Origin of the sequence: Niastella populi (assembly GCF_002078015.1) — a bacterium.
In the GTDB taxonomy this organism is placed as follows: domain Bacteria; phylum Bacteroidota; class Bacteroidia; order Chitinophagales; family Chitinophagaceae; genus Niastella; species Niastella populi.
The window spans coordinates 42,061-61,221 of the sequence record NZ_LWBP01000195.1; the positions used below are offsets into that span (position 1 = coordinate 42,061).

At 47.4% G+C, this 19,161-nt stretch carries 15 protein-coding genes; 8 read left to right on the plus strand and 7 right to left on the minus strand.

Annotated elements, in window-relative coordinates:
* Positions 1-38 precede the first annotated feature (38 nt).
* Positions 39-1,061, plus strand: coding sequence for an SDR family NAD(P)-dependent oxidoreductase (locus A4R26_RS20820; RefSeq protein WP_081167867.1), 1,023 nt, complete (start codon positions 39-41; stop codon positions 1,059-1,061).
* A 105-nt stretch (positions 1,062-1,166) separates the two neighbouring features.
* On the plus strand, positions 1,167-1,976 hold the full coding sequence (locus A4R26_RS20825) for a helix-turn-helix domain-containing protein (RefSeq protein ID WP_081167870.1): 810 nt from the start codon (positions 1,167-1,169) through the stop codon (positions 1,974-1,976).
* A gap of 120 nt (positions 1,977-2,096) precedes the next feature.
* On the opposite strand, the gene A4R26_RS20830 is transcribed toward A4R26_RS20825, so the two are convergent.
* Positions 2,097-3,113, minus strand: a complete 1,017-nt coding sequence (locus A4R26_RS20830) for an aldo/keto reductase (RefSeq protein ID WP_081167874.1) — start codon at positions 3,111-3,113, stop codon at positions 2,097-2,099.
* A gap of 125 nt (positions 3,114-3,238) precedes the next feature.
* On the opposite strand from A4R26_RS20830, the gene A4R26_RS20835 reads away from it, so the two are divergent.
* From A4R26_RS20835 to A4R26_RS20860, 6 genes are all read left to right on the plus strand, one after another.
* Positions 3,239-3,688 carry a response regulator gene (locus A4R26_RS20835; RefSeq protein ID WP_081167878.1) on the plus strand — a complete coding sequence of 150 codons (450 nt, stop codon included), beginning with the start codon at positions 3,239-3,241 and terminating at the stop codon, positions 3,686-3,688.
* 132 nt (positions 3,689-3,820) lie between these two features.
* Positions 3,821-5,434 (plus strand): PAS domain-containing sensor histidine kinase, encoded by a 1,614-nt coding sequence (locus tag A4R26_RS20840; RefSeq protein ID WP_081167881.1) that lies wholly within the window; start codon positions 3,821-3,823, stop codon positions 5,432-5,434.
* Positions 5,435-5,589: 155 nt separating this feature from the next.
* Entirely contained in the window at positions 5,590-6,453 is an 864-nt protein-coding gene (locus A4R26_RS20845; RefSeq protein ID WP_081167884.1) for a COG1470 family protein, read from the plus strand.
* 12 nt (positions 6,454-6,465) lie between these two features.
* Positions 6,466-7,482: an ABC transporter ATP-binding protein gene (locus tag A4R26_RS20850; RefSeq protein ID WP_081167887.1), complete on the plus strand. Its 1,017-nt coding sequence runs from the start codon at positions 6,466-6,468 to the stop codon at positions 7,480-7,482.
* Positions 7,427-8,470: an ABC transporter permease gene (locus A4R26_RS20855; protein ID WP_081167890.1), complete on the plus strand. Its 1,044-nt coding sequence runs from the start codon at positions 7,427-7,429 to the stop codon at positions 8,468-8,470. Before A4R26_RS20850 ends, A4R26_RS20855 begins: the two co-directional genes overlap by 56 nt.
* A gap of 18 nt (positions 8,471-8,488) precedes the next feature.
* Positions 8,489-8,794, plus strand: coding sequence for a hypothetical protein (locus tag A4R26_RS20860; protein ID WP_081167891.1), 306 nt, complete (start codon positions 8,489-8,491; stop codon positions 8,792-8,794).
* Between the two features lie 287 nt (positions 8,795-9,081).
* On the opposite strand, the gene A4R26_RS35680 is transcribed toward A4R26_RS20860, so the two are convergent.
* The 6 genes from A4R26_RS35680 to A4R26_RS20890 all read right to left on the minus strand — a co-directional run bounded on the left by A4R26_RS35680 (position 9,082) and on the right by A4R26_RS20890 (position 19,092).
* Entirely contained in the window at positions 9,082-9,324 is a 243-nt protein-coding gene (locus A4R26_RS35680) for an NAD(P)/FAD-dependent oxidoreductase (RefSeq protein WP_242674972.1), read from the minus strand.
* Between the two features lie 86 nt (positions 9,325-9,410).
* A complete protein-coding gene (locus A4R26_RS20870; protein WP_242674973.1) occupies positions 9,411-11,207 on the minus strand; it encodes an ABC transporter ATP-binding protein in 1,797 nt (598 codons plus the stop codon).
* Positions 11,208-11,315: 108 nt separating this feature from the next.
* Positions 11,316-12,491: a TlpA disulfide reductase family protein gene (locus A4R26_RS20875; RefSeq protein ID WP_081167893.1), complete on the minus strand. Its 1,176-nt coding sequence runs from the start codon at positions 12,489-12,491 to the stop codon at positions 11,316-11,318.
* 11 nt (positions 12,492-12,502) lie between these two features.
* Entirely contained in the window at positions 12,503-13,909 is a 1,407-nt protein-coding gene (locus A4R26_RS20880; RefSeq protein ID WP_081167899.1) for a RagB/SusD family nutrient uptake outer membrane protein, read from the minus strand.
* 80 nt (positions 13,910-13,989) lie between these two features.
* Entirely contained in the window at positions 13,990-17,541 is a 3,552-nt protein-coding gene (locus tag A4R26_RS20885) for a SusC/RagA family TonB-linked outer membrane protein (protein ID WP_081167981.1), read from the minus strand.
* Between the two features lie 279 nt (positions 17,542-17,820).
* A complete protein-coding gene (locus A4R26_RS20890) occupies positions 17,821-19,092 on the minus strand; it encodes a FecR family protein (RefSeq protein WP_081167902.1) in 1,272 nt (423 codons plus the stop codon).
* Positions 19,093-19,161: the final 69 nt, after the last annotated feature.

The following is a 19,161-nucleotide window of genomic DNA, read 5'->3' on the forward strand; positions in this document are numbered from 1 at the left end:
TGCCATAGCGGGTAGCTTTGTATTGTAAATTTTAAACAATGAAAAATACAAACAACAACAACGGCACCCTGCAGCATCCCCTTCCATCAGGATTTAATGCAACTTCAACAGTTCATGATGTTATAAAAGGAACCGACCTCAGCGGTAAAACGGCCATCGTTACCGGCGGTTATGCCGGTATCGGTTTGGAAACAGTAAAGACTTTCGTTGCCGCAGGCGCTATAGTGATTGTGCCTGCCCGTGATACGAAAAAGGCGGCAGCCAATTTACAGGGCCTGCCCCATGTAACTATTGAAAAAATGGACCTGATGGACCCGGTCTCCATCGATCAGTTTGCACAAAAATTCCTTGCGTTACATGACGAATTACATATACTGGTAAATAACGCCGGTATCATGTGGGTGCCCCTGCAGCGCGATAAACGGGGTTATGAATCGCAGCTTGCTACCAATCACCTCGGGCATTTTCAGTTAACCGCCCAGCTTTGGCCGGCATTAAAGAAAGCCGGCAGCGCCAGGGTCATCAATGTATCGTCCTTCGGGCACCAGATGGCGCCATTCAATTTCGAAGATCCAAATTTCGTTAACCGCCCATATGAAACCCTGCAAGGATACGGACAATCGAAAACAGCCAATAACCTGTTCACGGTTGAGCTCGACAAACGAGGAAAAGCATTCGGGGTTCGTGCTTATGCCGTTCATCCGGGTTCAGTGATCGGTACCGATCTTGGCCGTGTAGCGCCTATCGCTTTATTTCAGCAAATGGGCACCCATGATGAAAACGGGAATCTTAAACCAGAGGTAGCCGCTACACTTAAAAATGTAGAACAGGGCGCAGCAACAACCGTATGGTGTGCAACCAGTGTGCAATTACAAAATATCGGCGGCGTTTATTGCGAAAATGCCGACATAGCCGATGTGGATGCAGGGAATATAGCGCACAACTACGACGACCCTTCAACGCTGCACGGCGTACAGCCCTACTCTATCGATGCTGCAAATGCAGCGCGGTTGTGGACTTTAAGCGAAGAAATGACAGGCGTATCATTCCCGGTCAATTAAAACCGGGGAATACAAAGCTTTCAGCGTCCTGCGTTAAGCGTTCGATGCCGGAACAAGCCGAAACCTTTTCGGCTTTATCTTATTTTGTACATTTACCCATCACAAATGGAATTCGAAACCAAATATATCAGTGCGCATATTAAACTGAGTGAATTCAAAGGAAAAAGCTTCAAAACAGAAGTGGTGTTTGAACATCACATGCTTATCTGGTTTATTTCCGGCGAAACAAAGATCGTTCAGGCCGACGACTCTCATATCTTTACGGCAGGCGATATCTTTCTTATTCCCCGCAATAAGATCACAACCGTTATCAGTCAGCCGTCAAACGGATTGCCGCATAAGGCCGTGGCAATGCATCTTACTACGGAGAAATTAAAGGATTTCTATTCACGGCACAAAGCCATTGGCAGAACGAAACCACTGGAAACGATCCGCATTTTCAGCAACCATCCATTACTGGAAAGTTGTATGGCCTCGCTGATCCCTTATTTCGATCTCGGGCATGACCTGCCATCCGATCTGGCCGGTATCAAAATAGATGAAGCCATCAGTATCTTACGCGCCATCGATAACACTATGGACGGATTACTGGCCAATTTTGAAGAGCCGGGTAAACTGGACCTCTCCGATTTTATGGAACGTCACTTTATGTTCAATATGACGCTCGACAGGTTCAGTTATCTCACCGGCCGCAGTCTGGCCACTTTCAGAAGGGATTTTAAAAAGATCTATAATACCACCCCTCAGAAATGGCTTACCGAAAAAAGGCTGAATCTGGCGCATTACCAGATCAAGGAAAAGCAACGAAAACCAAATGATGTTTATATAGAAACAGGTTTCGAGAACCTTTCGCACTTTTCGTACGCCTTTAAAAGTTTTTTCGGGTATCCGCCCAATGCGTTGTTGGGTAAATGATCGTTTTTCAGTTCAAAGTTCATAGTTCACTGTTTATAGTTCCTTCGATCGAAACTCATAAATATTTGCGGCTTCGCTTCAGGTGTATTTGCCTTCTGCTTTTGGCATTATGCTGCCATATTATACAGTAGTTACCATAGCAGTGATCATTCCGCGCTTTTGGAGTTCCGCCCAAAAACCGGCAGGCATGGGAATGGTAGCCATATCAACATTTCCTTTTACTTTTTGCGGTCGGCTGGTGCTCAATGCGATACTGGTAACACCGGGTGCATTAATTCCAAATTGAATACATGCATGAGCCGGTTCTACACCAAACTGCGCGCAAATGGCATTAAAATCTTTCCGCCATTGCAGCAGGGCGTCGTGCTGGGGATTACCGGCCTGTACCGGTTTATAATTGTAAAAATCGCCGCCGGTTAAAAAGCCGCCGTTGAACACCGCGGAGTTGATGATAAGCGTGCCCTTTTCCTTTAACTGCTGCATGTATTGTAACAGATCGGCCGGGTGCGAATGCAGCGTCATGCTATTGGCGATCATTACCCAGTCGAGCGGAACTACATCGGTGATCTCTTTTATTACGGTCCAGCTTTTGGCGCCAACACCAACCGCCTTTACTTTCCCATTTGCTTTCAGTTCGAACAAAGCGCGATATGCATCTTTAATATTTTCAAACCGTTTTGCGCGGTCGGAACGATCCCCTGCAGCTGCCAGGTATTCATCGGGGTCGTGCACCGATACCAGGTGTGCATGGTACCCGTTCAACAATTCGTTGCCCTGCTCATAACATTGCAAAATACCTTCATAGCTGATGCGCTGCTCCGCGTCGTATTTAATATCTTTCCATACGCCGGGCTCAAACGTTGGCTCAGCGCCGGTGAGCGGAATACGATACCAGCCCAGTTTGTTGCTGATCAGCACATCGCCGGGCTTTACCTGCAGCTGGCGTAAACAATTACCCAATGACTCGAGCGACTGGCCGGCGCCATATTTTCCGGCGCTGTCGAATACGGCGGGTTTGGCGCTATGTTTTATACATTCACTAACGATAGCACATTTATCGGCCTCGGGCAGGGCAACATACAGGTTTCCCAAACCGCTGGTGCCAAATACGACTTTTGGCAATGTAATTTCACTCATCAGATAGATTTTATTTTCCCAATGGGCGTACAAGATATCATCTTTGCCTGTAATGGCAAACAGACAACATACTTATACTATGTAAGATTTTAACTAAATTGCGTCATTAAAATCACGAGAGCCGCTTGATCAAAAACTTCTTTTTAGCAGACGATGACCGGGATGACACAGACCTCTTCGGTGAGGCGCTGAGAAAGATTGACAATCGCATTGTTTTCCGTTCCGCTGCAAATGGCAAGGAGCTTATCGAACAACTACACACTGCGAAAGAAAAGCCCGAGATCATTTTTCTTGACATCAACATGCCCGAACTTGACGGTTGGGAAAGCCTGAAGACATTAAAAAGAAATGAAAATTTGCGGGAAATTCCCGTTGTGATGTATTCTACCTCGGCCGCTTTCATCGATGGCAACAGGGCCATTAAAGAAGGGGCCGTTTGTTATCTTGAAAAGCCATTCAGCTTTGTTAAATTGAAAGATTTCCTGCAGGAGCTTACCCATTCCTCCAAAGACGAATTGATTGAAACACTTAAATTGATCGAAGCCTCGAAAAAACACAACATTGTTGTTGCCTGAGCCGGCTGGCATGATTTTTTATACTAATGATCATTACGTTTTTCCATAATAGTATTTTGCCCAAATGGGTCGTTACATTCCAGAAGTTGATTTACCTCCTGCGCTATATTTAGAACCAAACCAGGACGAACCATGGATTTTAATAATGAAAGATTGCGTGCCGATCTGTTCAGGAGCCGTGTGATTGGCCCCGATAATAATGGCCTCGCTGAAGAGAAGTTCGAGAAAATGATCTCCGAAGTGGAGGACTACGCCATTTTCCTTCTCGATCCCCAGGGCACCATTCTCTCCTGGAACAAAGGCGCCGAGAAAATAAAAGGGTACAAAGCGTCGGAGATCATCGGTAAAAGTTATCAGCTTTTTTATCCCGCAACAGACCTCGAGAACAAACTTCCGCACACATTACTCGAGGAAGCCCGTAAGAACGGTAAGGTTGTACATGAAGGCTGGCGCGTTAAAAAAGACGGCCACCGCTTCTGGGGCAACATCACCATAACGGCCATACACGATGAGCAGGGAAATGTGACCGGATTTCTGAAAATGACGAAAGACCTTACAGAAAAGAAGCTTGCCGAAGACCGTTACAAAAAGATACTGGAAGAATTGCGCAGAAGTGAAGAACGTTATCACAAAATGATAGCGGAAGTGCAGGACTATGCGATCCTGTTGCTGGACCCCCAGGGCTATATACAAAACTGGAATGCCGGTGCAGAGATCATCAAAGGATATAATGCAGAAGAGATCATCGGCAAAAGCTTTAAATCATTTTATACACCCGGTGATATCCGCGATGGCCTGCCGGATAAGTTATTGAAGGCTGCGGAAGAACACGGAAGAGCTTCCAATGAAGGCTGGCGACAAAGAAAAGACGGCACCATTTTCTGGGCCAGTGTTGTTATAACGGCTTTACACGATGAAAACGGAACGCTGATAGGTTTTTCAAAAGTTACCCGCGACCTCACCGAACGAAAAAAATATGAAGACCGGATTCTCAATAACACAGTAGAACTGGCCTTTAAAAATCAGGAACTCGAAAACCTGAACGCAGAGCTTTCCTCCTTTGCGTACGTGGTTAGCCACGACCTGAAAGAACCGGTAAGAAAAATGCGCATTTTCGCCGACCGCCAGATGGAACCCGACCTGTCGATAGAAGAGATGAGAAATTTTTCAAAGAAGATCATGGCATCGGCGGCGCATATGCAGGCGCTGATGGAATCGGTACTGGTATTTTCCCGCATCTCGAATGAAAATGTTGAACAGGAAACGGTCGATCTGAACGACACCATCCGTTCGGTCATCAGCGATCTTGAATTTCCCATTCAGGAATACCAGGCGCGCATTACGTCAAATGAGCTGCCCGCCATCAAAGGCATCCGGTTCCAGCTACACCAGCTCTTCCTTAACTTACTCACCAATGCCATCAAATTTTCAAAACCCGGAATAATTCCGGAGATCTCGATCACTTCCCAACCGGCGGCGGCAAACAGCCTGCCTAAAGAACTTGCCGGTAGAAATCAGGCTTATCACCACATCACCGTTACCGACAATGGCATAGGTTTCGAGCAAAGCCAGCGTGAAAAAATATTCGATGTGTTCAAAAGGCTGAAACAAAAGAAAGACACTTCAGGTACCGGCATCGGTTTATCCATCGTAAAAAAAGTGGCCATCAATCACTACGGCTATGTCACCGCCGAATCACAACCCGGGGAGGGCGCCAGTTTCAATGTATTTTTCCCGGCAATTTAATTTGAAATACAGGCAGATAGTATTCAATTGAATTTCTTCTGAAATTTTTTCTCAATTTCATTTGGAAGAAATAGTTTGCCTTTATTAATTTAGCCTGCCTTTTTTCATGACGCTTTTATTCTATTAATAAATAACTAAACCTGTTTGTTAATCTTATGCTAGCGCTACATCGTCAACCACGGCGGAACAAAGGCCGTGGCCTTTACCCCAGTCTGTTTGTAGTTTTTCTTTCAGCCCTTTCCTTACTATCCCATGCTGCACCGGGAAAATCGGGCCCTGACAAAAACTCAAGTTTCACCACCCGCCTCATGAACCTCGAGGCTACGGCAAAAGAAACATTCCGTTTCAATGCTTCCCTTCACAATGGCGCCAACCGGCCGGTCATTTATGAATTACAGGCCAAAGTACCACCCGGCTGGAACAGCAGTTTTCGCGTTGACGGTATGCTGGTTACGTCCTTCAAGCTCGATTCGAACAGAACGCAGGACATTAGTATTGAATTAACGCCTTCCCCTACGGTAAAACCGGGCAAATATGCCATTCCGGTGGCAGCCGTAGCTGAACAGGGCTCCATTGAACTGAACCTGGAAGCGGTTGTAAAAGGCTCTTATGGGATCGAGCTTACGACACCAACAGGCCTGCTTAGCGGGGAGGTCACCGAAGGCAGCCGCAAACCTATTTACCTCTCGCTGAAAAATGACGGTACATTGCCGCTCGACAACCTCGAACTTTCGGCACAAACCCCCACCAAATGGAATGTAACATTTGAACCTGCGAAAATCGACAGGCTCGATCCGGGCAGCTCTGTGAACGTGATTGCCAACCTGAATGTGCCCGAAAAAACCATAGCCGGCGATTACCTTACCACTTTCACGGTCAAAAACAACAATGCTACCGCCGAATCATCGCACCGGTTAACCGTAACAACCGGCTGGCTGGCAGGATGGCTGGGTGTAACCGTTATCCTTGCCGCCATCGGTATGGTTTATTTCCTTATTAAAAAATATGGTAGAAGATAAGAATATATCGGTATGGAAAATCCTGTCATTGAATTAATAGGGTTGACCAAATTGTATGGTTCTTTAAAGGCGGTAGACAACCTCGATCTTTCGATTGGCAGGGGCGAGATCTATGGCCTGCTGGGACCAAACGGCGCCGGCAAAACAACCACCATCCTGATGATGCTTGGGCTTACAGAGCCATCTGCCGGTTCTGTTACAGTTTGTGGTTTCAACGCAACCAGCAACCCCGTAGCGGTTAAACGCAAGGTCGGCTACATGCCCGATAACATGGGTTTTTATGACGGCCTGAATGCGCTCGACAATCTTGTGTACATTGCGCGACTGAATGGCATTCCCGAATCAAAAGTGCGTGACCGCGCCAGGGAATTGATGGAAATGGTAGGCCTTGAAAATGCCATGCACAAAAAAGCAGGCACCTATTCCCGTGGTATGAAGCAACGGCTGGGCCTTGCTGAAGTGCTTATAAAACAACCCGAGGTTATTATACTTGATGAACCTACGAATGGCATCGACCCCGGCGGCGTAAAAGAGTTCCTTACACTCATCAGGCAGCTGAGCCGGCAACAGCACATCACCGTTCTGTTGTCATCGCACCACCTGAACCAGGTACAACAGGTTTGCGACCGGGTAGGCATTTTTGTGGAAGGCAGGCTGCTTGCCAATGATCATATTTCCAGGTTATCAACCGAAGTAGCATCCCGTGAATCGCAGGTAGTGACCGTATCATTTGGCGGCGCCCCCCAGCTTTCAGAAGTTCATACACAGGCATTGATGAATACGGAAGGCGTTAAAGCGGTGGAGCTATCCGGTAACAGTATCGAAATAACCGGCGCTCCCGGCCTCACTCCGTCCTATGTACGCTTTTTTGTTGCACATGGGTTCGATATAACCGGCGTACATCAGAAAGAGTACAACCTCGAAGATGTATATCAACGATATTTTGAAAACATTTCAACTGAAAAAGAAACCAATGGAAAATCCGGCAATATATTTCAAAGGTCTTTTTTCAAGGGTATTAAGAACTAGCGAACCGGTGGCTGCCGGTGTTCATGAAAAAACAGTTCACTACAGCAAACCGGCTTCGCCCTTTGCCATAATTGTAAAAAAAGAAATTGGCGACCTGGTACGCAGCTGGCGTTTTATTGTGCTGTTGGCGTTGATAGCGCTCACATTCCTGGCATCCATCTATGTATCGCTGACCAACATAAAACCAGGGGCAGAACCCGAACGTTTCCTGTTGTATTTAAAAATACTCACGACAACAGACGGCTCCCTCCCCTCGTTCCATATCTTTATGAGCTTTCTGGGCGCCATTTTAGGGATCGGCCTGGGATTCGATGCGGTAAACAGCGAGCAACAGAACGGAACATTGATCAGGTTGCTGGCGCAGCCCATCTACCGCGACAATTTCCTGCTGGCGAAATTTATTAGTCCGCTCATTGTCATTACCACTTTATTTCTTTCCCTGGGCCTGCTAATGATCGGGGGTGGTTTACTTATTACCGGCGTTATGATCGAACTGGTGGAGATCCTGCGCATTATTTCGTTCATCCTGCTGACAGTGTTGTATGTAGCGTTCTGGTTAAGCCTGTCGATAATGCTTTCAGTAAAATTCAAACAGGCCACCACTTCGGCACTTACCGCCATTGGTATCTGGCTTTTCTTTACCATCTTCTACAAGATCGTGGTCAATATGATCGTAAAGGCTTTCCTGCCCGACCCGGCATTTCTTTTGCAGGAAGACATCCTGTATTATAACAACCTGATCCTCGATCTGCTCAGGGTTTCGCCGGGACAGTTGTATGCAGACGCCACCACCGTTTTACTGATGCCGGCAGTACGAAGCCTTGGTCCGCTTACGATGGAACAAATGGCAGGCGCTATTCCAACGCCGTTGTCTTTCAGGGAAAGCGTGTTGATCGTATGGCCGCAATTATCGGGTTTGTTCGCAGCAACCACTGTGTGTTTTGCCCTTTCGTATTACTGGTTTATGAGAAGAGAGATCAGGTCATAGCAAAAACTGAACAACACCATGCAAACAAAATTCTATATTATTTGCCACCTTACAACGCCGGCGGGCCCCGAGGCATACGGCCGTTTTGAAATAGGCAATGACCGCGTGGCCGCGTATCAGCTTTTCGAGCGGCTGAAAGGCGATAAGGAAGTGAATGAGCGGAATATGTTATGTATGGAGTTGATGGAAACTGAAAATGAGCTACCGGTAAATATCAATATGCTTAGCTGCACGCTCGACCAGTTAACGGAGAACTGCCGTATAATAACTAAAGAAGTATTTAACCATCGCAACCTGAGCGGGGAGAGTTCAATTGGCAATTAGCAATATCCAGGGGTTTATAGTTTATGGTTTATAGTTTATTGTTACTGCCGCGCTTGATGATCTCTGATAAAATGCTATCTCGCTAAGCAAGCATTATTTAATAGTTTGGTAAGGTATTCCCGGCAACTGCCTGCAGGCGGGTATTCCGCGATTCGCGAACCCTTGCCTATTGCCTATTGCCTTACCTGTTCAGCAACATCTTTACATAAAACGAAGGCTGCGCTAGCTTTTTGCGAAGATCAATTTCGTAGAACATGCACGACATCAGTTCGCGCAGTTGGCTGTTTTCATAAGAAAATTGAACAGCCATGTTTTGTTTGCCAGCCGTTGCAGCCGGTGCTTAAACGCAGTTCAGGGCCAAGTACGCGGTATACTTCATCGTCATATGCTTTCATGGCGGCAGCAGAAAAATCATTTGTCTTCAAACTCGCAGCGGCCTGTTGCGCCGCAATACGGCCCGAATACAGGGCATTGCCAATACCTTCACCGGTAAACGGATCTATTAAATAGGCCGCATCGCCTGTAAGCATATACCGTTCGCCGGAGATCGTTCGCCGTGACCGGCGCGAAAGATAAGTATTTTAAATTTACCTTACTCACAATAGTAAGGAATCCACTAATGCTTACTTACCGTTTCCTCCTGGTGCTTCCATAACTCCTGGAACACAGCGCTATGCTCACGCAGGAACGCAAACGTTCCTTCTGCCGCAACCCTGCCCTGTTTCAGCACATACACATAATCGAACTGATACAATAAATGCAAACGGTGCATCGATGAAATGATGGCTTTATTTTTAAACGCCGTGAACATTTTCTGATAGATCATGGCTTCCGTTTTGGGATCAACACTGCTTGTTGGTTCATCGAGCAATACCAGTTCGCTTTCCCGCGCCGCCAAAATGCCACGGGCAAGGGCAAGCCGTTGTTTTTGTCCGCCCGAGAGGTTAACCCCTTTTTCCCTGATATCCGACTCAAGGCCTTTGGGTAGTTGCCGTATCACATCGGTGAAGTGCGCGCTTTCACTAACACTCATAATGTCGTCGTCGGCAAATGGAAGACCAAGTGTAATATTATAAGCAATGGTGTTCTCGAAGATCTCCGGCTCCTGCGGAAATAAAGTAACGGTTTCATTGATGGTGGCCAATGGGTAAGGCTTGCCATCAACCGTTAACTGCATCCCTTCTTCAGGATTGTATAAACCTCTTAATAACGCCAGCAGGGTGCTTTTACCACTGCCGCTCTCGCCTATCAACGCTATTCGCTTTCCTTTGCCAATAGTAATATTAAGGTTATGTAAACTCTGCGGCGCATGTTGGCTATCGTATTGGGTACGGTGTGAGAAGTGCAGATTTTTGATCTCGATGGTTTGCCAGCTATCGGGCAGATCGGTCATTTGATCGGGCCGGTGCTGTTCATCATATGTTTTCTCAATATTACGGGCCGTTTCCACATGCGTATTGTATTGCACTATTTCGGTGTACTGCCAGGCCACATCATGAAACACGGTGGTGAACTGGTTTACAAAACCAAGCAGGGTCACCAGTCCGGCCACGGGGAACATGGCACCTGTTTCCCAGTTCTGCCATACAAAACCAGCAGCAATCACTACATAAATAAGCGACACCATCATATCGGCCACAAACCATTTCCATTCATTGATGGCGGCGTTCTTTCTGAACGGTCTGGCTATAAGCTGGATCTTGCTCAGCAAACCGCTTTCCATACTTTTCTCAAGCCTAAGCGTAATGACCGTCATGATATTGGAGATGCTGTCGAAAAGCGTGGAAGAAACAACGTGCTCGCGTTCGTTCACTTCATCGAGCGTTTTTATAAAGGGTTTGTCGAATTTCATGATGATCCAGATGGTGCAGATACCGAGCAGAATGCCAATGCCGCCAAACACCGGCGAAAAATACAACATGGCGGCCACAGAGAACACCAGCTTGGCCAGGGCATGGATATACATAAACCCTTTGTCGAAAAATTCTTTCAACGCTTCATACGCCTTCCTGATGCGGTTAATGGTAGACCCGCTGTGATGGTCCTGGTGCCATTTTACAGGCAAATGCAGGGCCTGGTGATACCGTTCCATCAGGAAGTTGCGGCTTAGGTTAAAGGCGAGGTTGCGCTCCATAATGCGGGCCGGACCGTGAAAGCTCCATTCAACGAGTTTCATTGTAAAATACAGAACGGCGTAGATCATTGCATAATAGAAAACCTGTTTCGTATCCTGTTGTATTTTACCTATGAACCAGCCAAACAGAATGGGGTTCAGTGAATAGATCACGTTGGCGATAATAAACAATGAATAGATCAGTACATACTTCTTTCTTTCCTGGCGCGCATAATGCCAGGCGGTTCGTAATAATGAGATGTATGGATTGGGCATATGAGACGCAAAGGTAGTTCTCATTCCTAATTATTTATATCTCATTTCCCGCCTCGCTGCCTTTTGCCTTTCTGCCTTTAACAAAAAAGGCCGCTCCACAACGGAACGGCCTCTTAACATGAATAAATGATCTTACCTGATCTTCGCTTTGATCTCTTCCAGCGAAACGTTTTCGGCTACTACTTTCCCTTCCCCAGTGAGCAGGAACATGGCGGGGATCGCTTTTACATTATAGGCATCTGCCAAACCGGCACGGTCGAGGAAACTATGCCAGGGAAATGCTTCCTGCGTATTGGCTTTTATCCAGTCGGCTTCTTTTTTGTCGGTGGAAACGCTGATAATCTCCACGCCCCTGTCACTCATTTCCTGGTAAAACTGTTTCAGGGCAGGTATGGCCTTACGGCAGGGCCCGCACCAGGAAGCCCAGAAATCGATCACCACGTATTTCTTTCCTTTGGCCAGGTTCGCAAATGATACCGGCTTTTGCAATGAATCTACAAACGCCAGCGAGGGCGCTTTCATACCCACATAACTTTTGGGGTACAGGTCGGCCTGAACTATTTTCCCATAATAACTTTCCTTCGCTTCCCTGGAGAACTGTTCAAACAGTGTTTTGTCTTTTGGCGTAAAATAGCTCAACTGGTCAAGCATCAGGAAGGGCCCCCACCAGCTGTCTTTGTGGGCGAGGATCAATCCCTTTATAGAATCTTCAACCCTTGTAAAGAACTCCTTTTCTTCCTTTGCAAATTTCTTATATGCATCAGATGCTATCAGTTGCTTTGCCAAAACCGAGTCTTTCTTTTCATTTGCCGATTTCAATTGGTCAAGTACCTCTTTATTATTAATATGGTAAGCATCATACAATACGCCTAACCGTTCACGCAGGGAGGTCTTGCGCAAAAATTCATCATGCGCTTTGCTGCCGGTAACTTTCAGGTCGGTGAACTGATGCGCGCTCTCGCCTCTCACTTCCTTCTCTTCCACTTTACCGGTTACATGAATTTTTGCATTTTCTACCATTACCCGAAATCCGCTGTAAGTTTCACCAGCCAGCTTTACGAAAAAAATGCGCGGACCGCTTACGCTGCCGGTGAAAACGAACTTACCATTTTTCACAACTGCTTCAGCTACGGGCTTTTCATTCTTATGTGTTCCTGTTGGCACCAGTTCCATTTTGGTACCGTCTGCCAGCGCTGCGAATTCACCGGTGAGCGTATACTTTGGCGCCCGCTGAAACGCGTACAGCGATCCGGTTATCGCCAGTGCGGCGATGGCATACAATGTTTTCCTAATTAAGGTTTGCCTCATCGATACCTGTTTTATTGGTTTACGTTCTGTTGAATAGTTCCGTTTCCGGGGTTTTTGATAGCGCCGAGCGGAATGGGCATTGTCCACATGTGCGAACCGGGTTTCAGGCTTAGCGTTGTGCCATTCTCTGTTTTCGTCAATGTTGTTGCATACAGGGGGTCTTTGTTGAACCTGCGCATATCGCCGAAGGCAACTATGCCAAACAGCGTTTCATTTTCTTTGGTGCGGCGGATATGATCCAGTGCCTCTTTGGTGCTGGCAGCAGTCAATGCCGTATAATCGGCCGCGAAAATGCGTTTAACCCGCACCGCATTCAATGCATCCATAGCGCCGGTATAGTCATTCTTCCGCGCCAGGCATTCCGCTTTTATCAGGTACATTTCGGTTGTGGTGATTCCGCCCTCATTGAAGCGGCCGGTGGTGATGGCGTAGTAATAGGTATCTGCGCCTACGGTCCTGATCTTCCAGCGCGATGCCAGCATGGCATCACCGGTTTCAAAACGGCTGGCCCTGTCAACCCGTAAATACCATTCCCTTTTACTGTAAATAACCTCGCCATGCATCATGATATAGTTCTCTATATAATCGTATCCACGGGGTGTGGGCAAACTGGGATACATACCCGCCTGCTCTATCTGCGTTTTGTATTGCTGATAGTAAGCGGTATAATCAAACAGTTTGTCGTTCTGCGCCAGTGCCTGGTTGGCATATGAGAGGGCTTTATCATAATCGCTCATCTGCAGGTATACGCGGGCCAGGAAAGCATAAGCTGCGCCTTTGGTGCCATGCACTATGGTAGCGCCCTGTACCGGCAGATCGGGAATGGCCGACGTTACGTTGCTGATGATATGATCGTACATTTCCTGAATGGTCACCTGCCGGTGCGGCGCATCCACTTCGGCGCTTTCGATGAGGGGTACCGCTAATTTTGATGCTGCGGTCGACGCCTCGTAGGTATCGGCATAATAATTCACCAGAATGAAATAATGCATGGCGCGGGCCAGTTTGGCCTGCGCTATCAGCATATTTTTATCTGCTTCGGTTGCCTCAGTTGCGGTTGGCGCATACTGTAATATCAGGTTGAAAGTAGAAATAGCAGCATACGCGGTATAATAAGCGCTTTCATCGGTGAGGTTCAAATTGATCCGGTTCACGCTTTCATCCCAATAATAATTGGCTTTCCACAGCGGGTAATAGTTCAGGTTACCCTGGCTTTCCCAGCGATCGTTCAACAGCAATACCGCCTGCGTTACGGGCGCCCTGTGGTTGCCATATTCATCTCTCATCAGGGCTTCAAAATCGGCCAGCGTGGTGGGGATCTTTGAGCCTTTGGGTAATACGTCGAGATACTTTTTGCAGGAACCCAATCCAACCACCACCAGCAGCAGCACAAAATTTATAGTGATCTTGATAGTCATAGCCGTTCTTTTATAAATTATTGACAGATTTTCAGGTGTGCCACACCTTGAGTGTGTGGCACACCTCTATTATTGACAGATTAAAAACCGAGGTACAGTCCCCATACATAATTCGGTCTGTTATAACCACCCAGCAAATATTTTGCATTCTTATCGGCTGCAATGGTCAATGCGTTCTCCACATTGAACTGCAGGCGGGCGCTTTCAACAAATGCTCTTTTGGTGATCCGCGATGGCAGGTTGTATGCCAGTGAAATGTTCCGCAAACGGATATTACCGGCATTCAGCACATTCACAGATGCGTATGAGTAAATTGTTGCCAGGTTAGAGCTAAAGCCAGGCGATTCGGCAAATGCAACTTTTGGCACGTCGGTGAAGGCTTCATCGCCGGGTTGGCGCCAGCGTTCGGTGATGCGTTTGTTAACAGGTTTGAACGCCGTCATATAACCGCCCACCAGGCCGTTGTACTGGCTGCCCAGCATAGGCAGATCGGTATTTCTAATTACATGTCCACCCTCATAGGTCACAAGAAAAGCAAACGTGAAGTTCTTATAATCGAGCGTGCTGCTGAATGAACCGCTGTATTTGGGCGCTTTTTGTCCGCTGAATACCACCGATGCCAGTGTAGACGGCGTAGCGGTTGTTTTGTCGCCCTTTTCGTTAAACACCTGTGGCAGTCCCTGGTCGCTTAAACCGGCCCACTGAAAACTATAAATGGAATTGAACGCCTCGCCTACCCGCGGGAACGCATTCGGATAATCCAGCTGCAGAAAGTAAACAGGCGCCTCAACGTTCACATAGGTCACTTTGTTCTTATTGAATGCGATCAACCCGGTAAGGTTCCACCGCCAGTCTTTTGAGCGAACGATATCGGCGCTGATGGTGGTCTCGATGCCATGGTTGGTCATTTCGCCATTGTTGATGGTATAGGTAGAGTACCCCCACCCTTCGGTTGGCACTCCCTGCGTACTGGCCAGCAGGTCCTTGCCGCGTTTGTTATAATAATCTACCGATCCGGTGATGCGGTTATTGTACATCGCAAAATCAACCCCGATATTGCCGGTAAACGTGCGTTCCCACGACAACAGCGGATTGGGCCTTGAACTAATGGAACCCTGGATGCCACCAAGCAACAGGTTGGCACTGTAATAAGCGGTCATGTAAGGCGCCGAGTTCTTGGCAATATTACCGCCAATACCATAAGAGCTGCGTAGTTTCAGGAGCGTTACAAAACCTGGTGTAAAGAAACCTTCTTTATAAATATTCCAGCCCGCGCCAACAGACCACAGGGGTTTGTTCTGGTATTTTGAATCGGTTCCCCACAGGTTACTGCGGTCCCAGCGAAGGCTGCCGGTGAGCAGGTATTTATCGTCGAAAGAATAGCCAACATTTCCATAGAAAGAAACAAAACGGTTCACCACTTCGCGGTCGTAACCGAGGTCGCTGGCAGCGAATGTGCCGCCCAGTAATAAACCGGTAGCGCTGGCCAGCGCAGCGCCATTCACCATTGTATACGAGAGCACATTGGGATCGTAGTTATAATCCGTTTGGTTATTGAGCTCCAGCTTCATGTTCTTCGTTTCTGAACCAACGATGGCGGTAATATTGTGATGCCCGCCAAAGTTCTTATCGAAGTTCAACTGCTGGCGGAAGTTGTAAGAGTGGCCCTGTTGTGTTTGCCGGTTGTAAATATTTCCGTAAGGCAGTAAATATTGGAACCCATTGGCGGCGGTATATTGCGCCAAACCGTTCACGCGGTTGCGCACATAGTAACTGTTCTTATCGTATAACCGGCTGAAGCGCTCGTTGTTGTTCTCGTATTGAAAAGAAACCTGGTAGTTCAGCCATTTGGCAAACTTTACATCGAGCTTTGCATAACTGCGGCTCATAAAGGTTTTCGTTCTGCCGATGTTAAGGCCAATTTCATCGAGCGGCGTAATATCCATGCTGTACAATTTGTACTGGTCAATGATGTTCATGGTATTGGCGCTCAGGCGCGAGGCGGCAGCAGAGGTATAATTTGAACCGTCTTCATTTTTCAACTGATCGTATGGCAAATAGTTATAACCGGGTGAAAGCGGGTCGAAGCCCTGTGTTTTTCCATCGGCATACATCAGGTAACTGCTCAGTTCCAGGTTGAGCCAGCGGGTAAGATACGCGGTATTGCGCAGGTTCACCCCCAGGTTCTTATTGGCTGTATATTTATCTTCCAGTGCATTGTCGCGGTAGGTAATGGAGGTGTAAAATGCGTTTTTGTCGCTTGCATTCGCCACGCTCACATTATACTGTTGCAGGAAGGTGTTGCGTTTGGTGTATTTCTCCAGGTCGTCATAAAATTTATAACCGCCCTGTGAAAGCTGACCGAGTTTTGAATCCAGGTCCTGCTGCGAAATATTTCCCGCATAATAATTCAGGTATGCCTGCACACCCTGGCTTACATAAATATTGTTGGTGAGCATGGAGTTGGCATAGGTAGCGGCATTGGCAGTTTGAAAATTGGGATTACCGGCAGCCCACTCTTTTTCTATCTCCACTATATCGGCCGAGTTGGCTAAACGATCTGTATAATAATTATAAGGCTGGAAGGTGAAAGTGCCGGAAGCGTTGATCTGCGGTTTTCCTTTTTTTGATCTTTTGGTAACGATCACCACCACGCCGTTGGCGGCGCGGGCGCCATAAATAGAGGCCGCAGCCGCATCTTTCAACACGGTTATCTTCTCGATGTCTTCGAGGTTAAGCCCGGGTAAATTATCAACCAGTGAATTACCTGAATATGTTGTATTCTCCACGGGGAAACCATCGATCACATACAAGGGGCTGGTAACGCCGTTCATGGAAGTGGTACCGCGGATTATGCCGTTGTTATAACCGGCCACCCGGCCTTCGAGCAATGAGCTCAGGGAGCTCAGGCGTTGTTGTTTGAACGAACCGGCGGTTACAGTGGCAAATGCGCCTGTAGCGCGTTCTTTGCTCAGGGTTTGATAACCGGTTGAATAGCTGTTGATCACGATAGCGTCCAGTGTATCCTGTGCGCGCGTCATTACAACTTCAATATTATAAGTGCCGTTCTCATGCTGCAGCCGTTTTACATCCTGGATATCACTTCCGGCTTTCAGGCGGGCAATGGCAATTTCCTTAACCATAAAACCCACTGAAGAGATCTGCAATACGGCATTGTCGTTAACATCATTCAGTGAAAAGACCCCGCTTTCGCTGGTAGAGGTGCCTATAGCGGTTCCTTTTACATTTACCGAAGCTGCAGGCAATGGCTGCCTGTCGGGCGAATACACGATGCCCGATACGTTCACTGCATACACCTGTTGAATAATTACCGGCGCAGGCGCTTCCGATAAAAAAATGGTTTTACCCTGGATGGAATATTTCAGGGGCTGTGTTTTCAGAACTTCTTTCAGGAATGCATCGAGCGGCATTTGCTGTGCTGAAATGGTAACAGGCCGTGTACCTTTCAACAATGCTTCATCAAAGAAGAATACATAACCGGTCTGTTCTTTTACCACGTTGAAAACATTCTTTAGGGGAACGTTCTTCCCGGTAAATGTGACCGACTGGGAAAATACATTTGCCGAAACCTGTAAACAGGTGGCCAGAAAAATGATTGCCGTGAACTTCATAACGAACATAGTTTTGGTAAACGGCTTCCGTCTTACGCCATGACGGAATAGCGCAGCAATTTGCATAGATTTGCTTTGTTTTGGGTTATGTAATCTTTAGCTCCCGGCTAAGTCGGGAGAAGCAGTCATCCACAACGTGCTGCATGTAATCCAAACATTAGCTCGCTTTCGCTAAAACTACGGCGGGCAAAGCCGGAGGTGGTTGCAACACTTTCGGCTTTTGTTTGTCAGCACATTGAACTTTCGTTCAGGCAAGGCGATCAGGTATTCAATCAGTGATCATTTTTGTTGTATAATCATTGTACGGCCATCAATCCGGAATTTGATGCCCAATGATTGCAATCCGTTCATCAATTGAGATAAGGTAAGATCATGGGTTATTTCTCCGCTGAATTTGCGGTCGGGTATTTGTCCTTCATATTTCACCTGTACATCGTACCAGCGCGAAAGCTGGCGCATTACAGTGGCAAGGTCGGCGCCGGTAAAGCTGAACAGGCCGTTCTTCCAGGCCATTACCTGGGCCAGGTTGGGTGAATGGTGAATGGTCAATGGTGAATGGGCTCCTGCAATTGCAGCCTGCTCGCCTGGTTTCAGCACTGCAGCCAACTCATTATCCTTTTCACGTTTGCTCCCGCTTTGAGGCGGGACCGTTTCACGACTAACAACTTTCACCGATCCTTCCAGCAACGTCACTCTCACATCGGGTTCGTCGTCATAGGCGTTGATATTGAAATGGGTGCCCAACACTTTCACTTCGGCTTTCCCGTTGACATTGACAATAAAAGGCATCTTGCCTTTTACTCCCCCACCGGGTAAGGCCGGGAGGGAGCTTACTTCAAAATACACCTCCCCTTTTATCTCCACTTTTCTTTCATCGCCTACAAATGAAACAGGATAGGTTATGGAAGAGCCGGCATTTAGCCAGATCCGGCTTCCGTCAGCAAGCGTCATATCTATCACTTTACTGCCTCTCGGGTTAGTAAGCGTATTATAAACCAGTTCAGTAGCAGCGCCTTTATAGGCAATTTGTCCATCGGCCAGTTTCATCACCTGCACATTGCCCTCACTAACCAGTGCGCCGTTACCGGCACTATCGAGATACACTGTTTGTCCGTTCGCCAGCGTAATGGTTGCCCGGTTGTTTTGCGGCGCCGGCACATCCTGCACTGTAGTGGCAGCAACCTGTTCGCCTGTACCGGTTGTTTTGTTGTTATTTAACAAGAAGAATGCCGCAACACCCAGCGACAATATCACTACCGCAGCGGCCGCCCAACGAAATACCGGGCGACGCCACATGGGAACGGCCGCCGGTTCGTGCAGAAACGGCTCCGCCTTTGTAAATACCTGCTGCAAAACAGATTCCCACCCCATTGCGGGCGCCTCGTTACCGGCAGCGGAACGCTGCCAGTGCGTTTCCAGCTCTGCCTGAAATACAGTTTCATCCTTTAGCTGGCGAACCTGTTCCCAGAATTCCGCCAGCTCTTCGGCTGTACATTTGTCGTTCAGGTATTGCTGTACCAGGTATTGAAACCGGTGGTTTTGTGTGCTCATTGCAGCAGATTATACTATTACGACGGCACGAAGAGGTAAAAAGGGTTATCGCACTGTTAACTTTTTTTG

Coding starts and splice junctions, on each gene's coding strand:
- A4R26_RS20820 (WP_081167867.1), top strand. CDS start 39: ATGAAAAATACAAACAACAACAACGGCACCCTGCAGCATCCCCTTCCA.
- A4R26_RS20825 (WP_081167870.1), top strand. CDS start 1,167: ATGGAATTCGAAACCAAATATATCAGTGCGCATATTAAACTGAGTGAA.
- A4R26_RS20830 (WP_081167874.1), bottom strand. CDS start 3,113: ATGAGTGAAATTACATTGCCAAAAGTCGTATTTGGCACCAGCGGTTTG.
- A4R26_RS20840 (WP_081167881.1), top strand. CDS start 3,821: ATGGATTTTAATAATGAAAGATTGCGTGCCGATCTGTTCAGGAGCCGT.
- A4R26_RS20845 (WP_081167884.1), top strand. CDS start 5,590: ATGCTAGCGCTACATCGTCAACCACGGCGGAACAAAGGCCGTGGCCTT.
- A4R26_RS20850 (WP_081167887.1), top strand. CDS start 6,466: ATGGAAAATCCTGTCATTGAATTAATAGGGTTGACCAAATTGTATGGT.
- A4R26_RS20855 (WP_081167890.1), top strand. CDS start 7,427: ATGGAAAATCCGGCAATATATTTCAAAGGTCTTTTTTCAAGGGTATTA.
- A4R26_RS20860 (WP_081167891.1), top strand. CDS start 8,489: ATGCAAACAAAATTCTATATTATTTGCCACCTTACAACGCCGGCGGGC.
- A4R26_RS35680 (WP_242674972.1), bottom strand. CDS start 9,324: ATGCTTACAGGCGATGCGGCCTATTTAATAGATCCGTTTACCGGTGAA.
- A4R26_RS20870 (WP_242674973.1), bottom strand. CDS start 11,207: ATGAGAACTACCTTTGCGTCTCATATGCCCAATCCATACATCTCATTA.
- A4R26_RS20875 (WP_081167893.1), bottom strand. CDS start 12,491: ATGAGGCAAACCTTAATTAGGAAAACATTGTATGCCATCGCCGCACTG.
- A4R26_RS20880 (WP_081167899.1), bottom strand. CDS start 13,909: ATGACTATCAAGATCACTATAAATTTTGTGCTGCTGCTGGTGGTGGTT.
- A4R26_RS20885 (WP_081167981.1), bottom strand. CDS start 17,541: ATGAAGTTCACGGCAATCATTTTTCTGGCCACCTGTTTACAGGTTTCG.
- A4R26_RS20890 (WP_081167902.1), bottom strand. CDS start 19,092: ATGAGCACACAAAACCACCGGTTTCAATACCTGGTACAGCAATACCTG.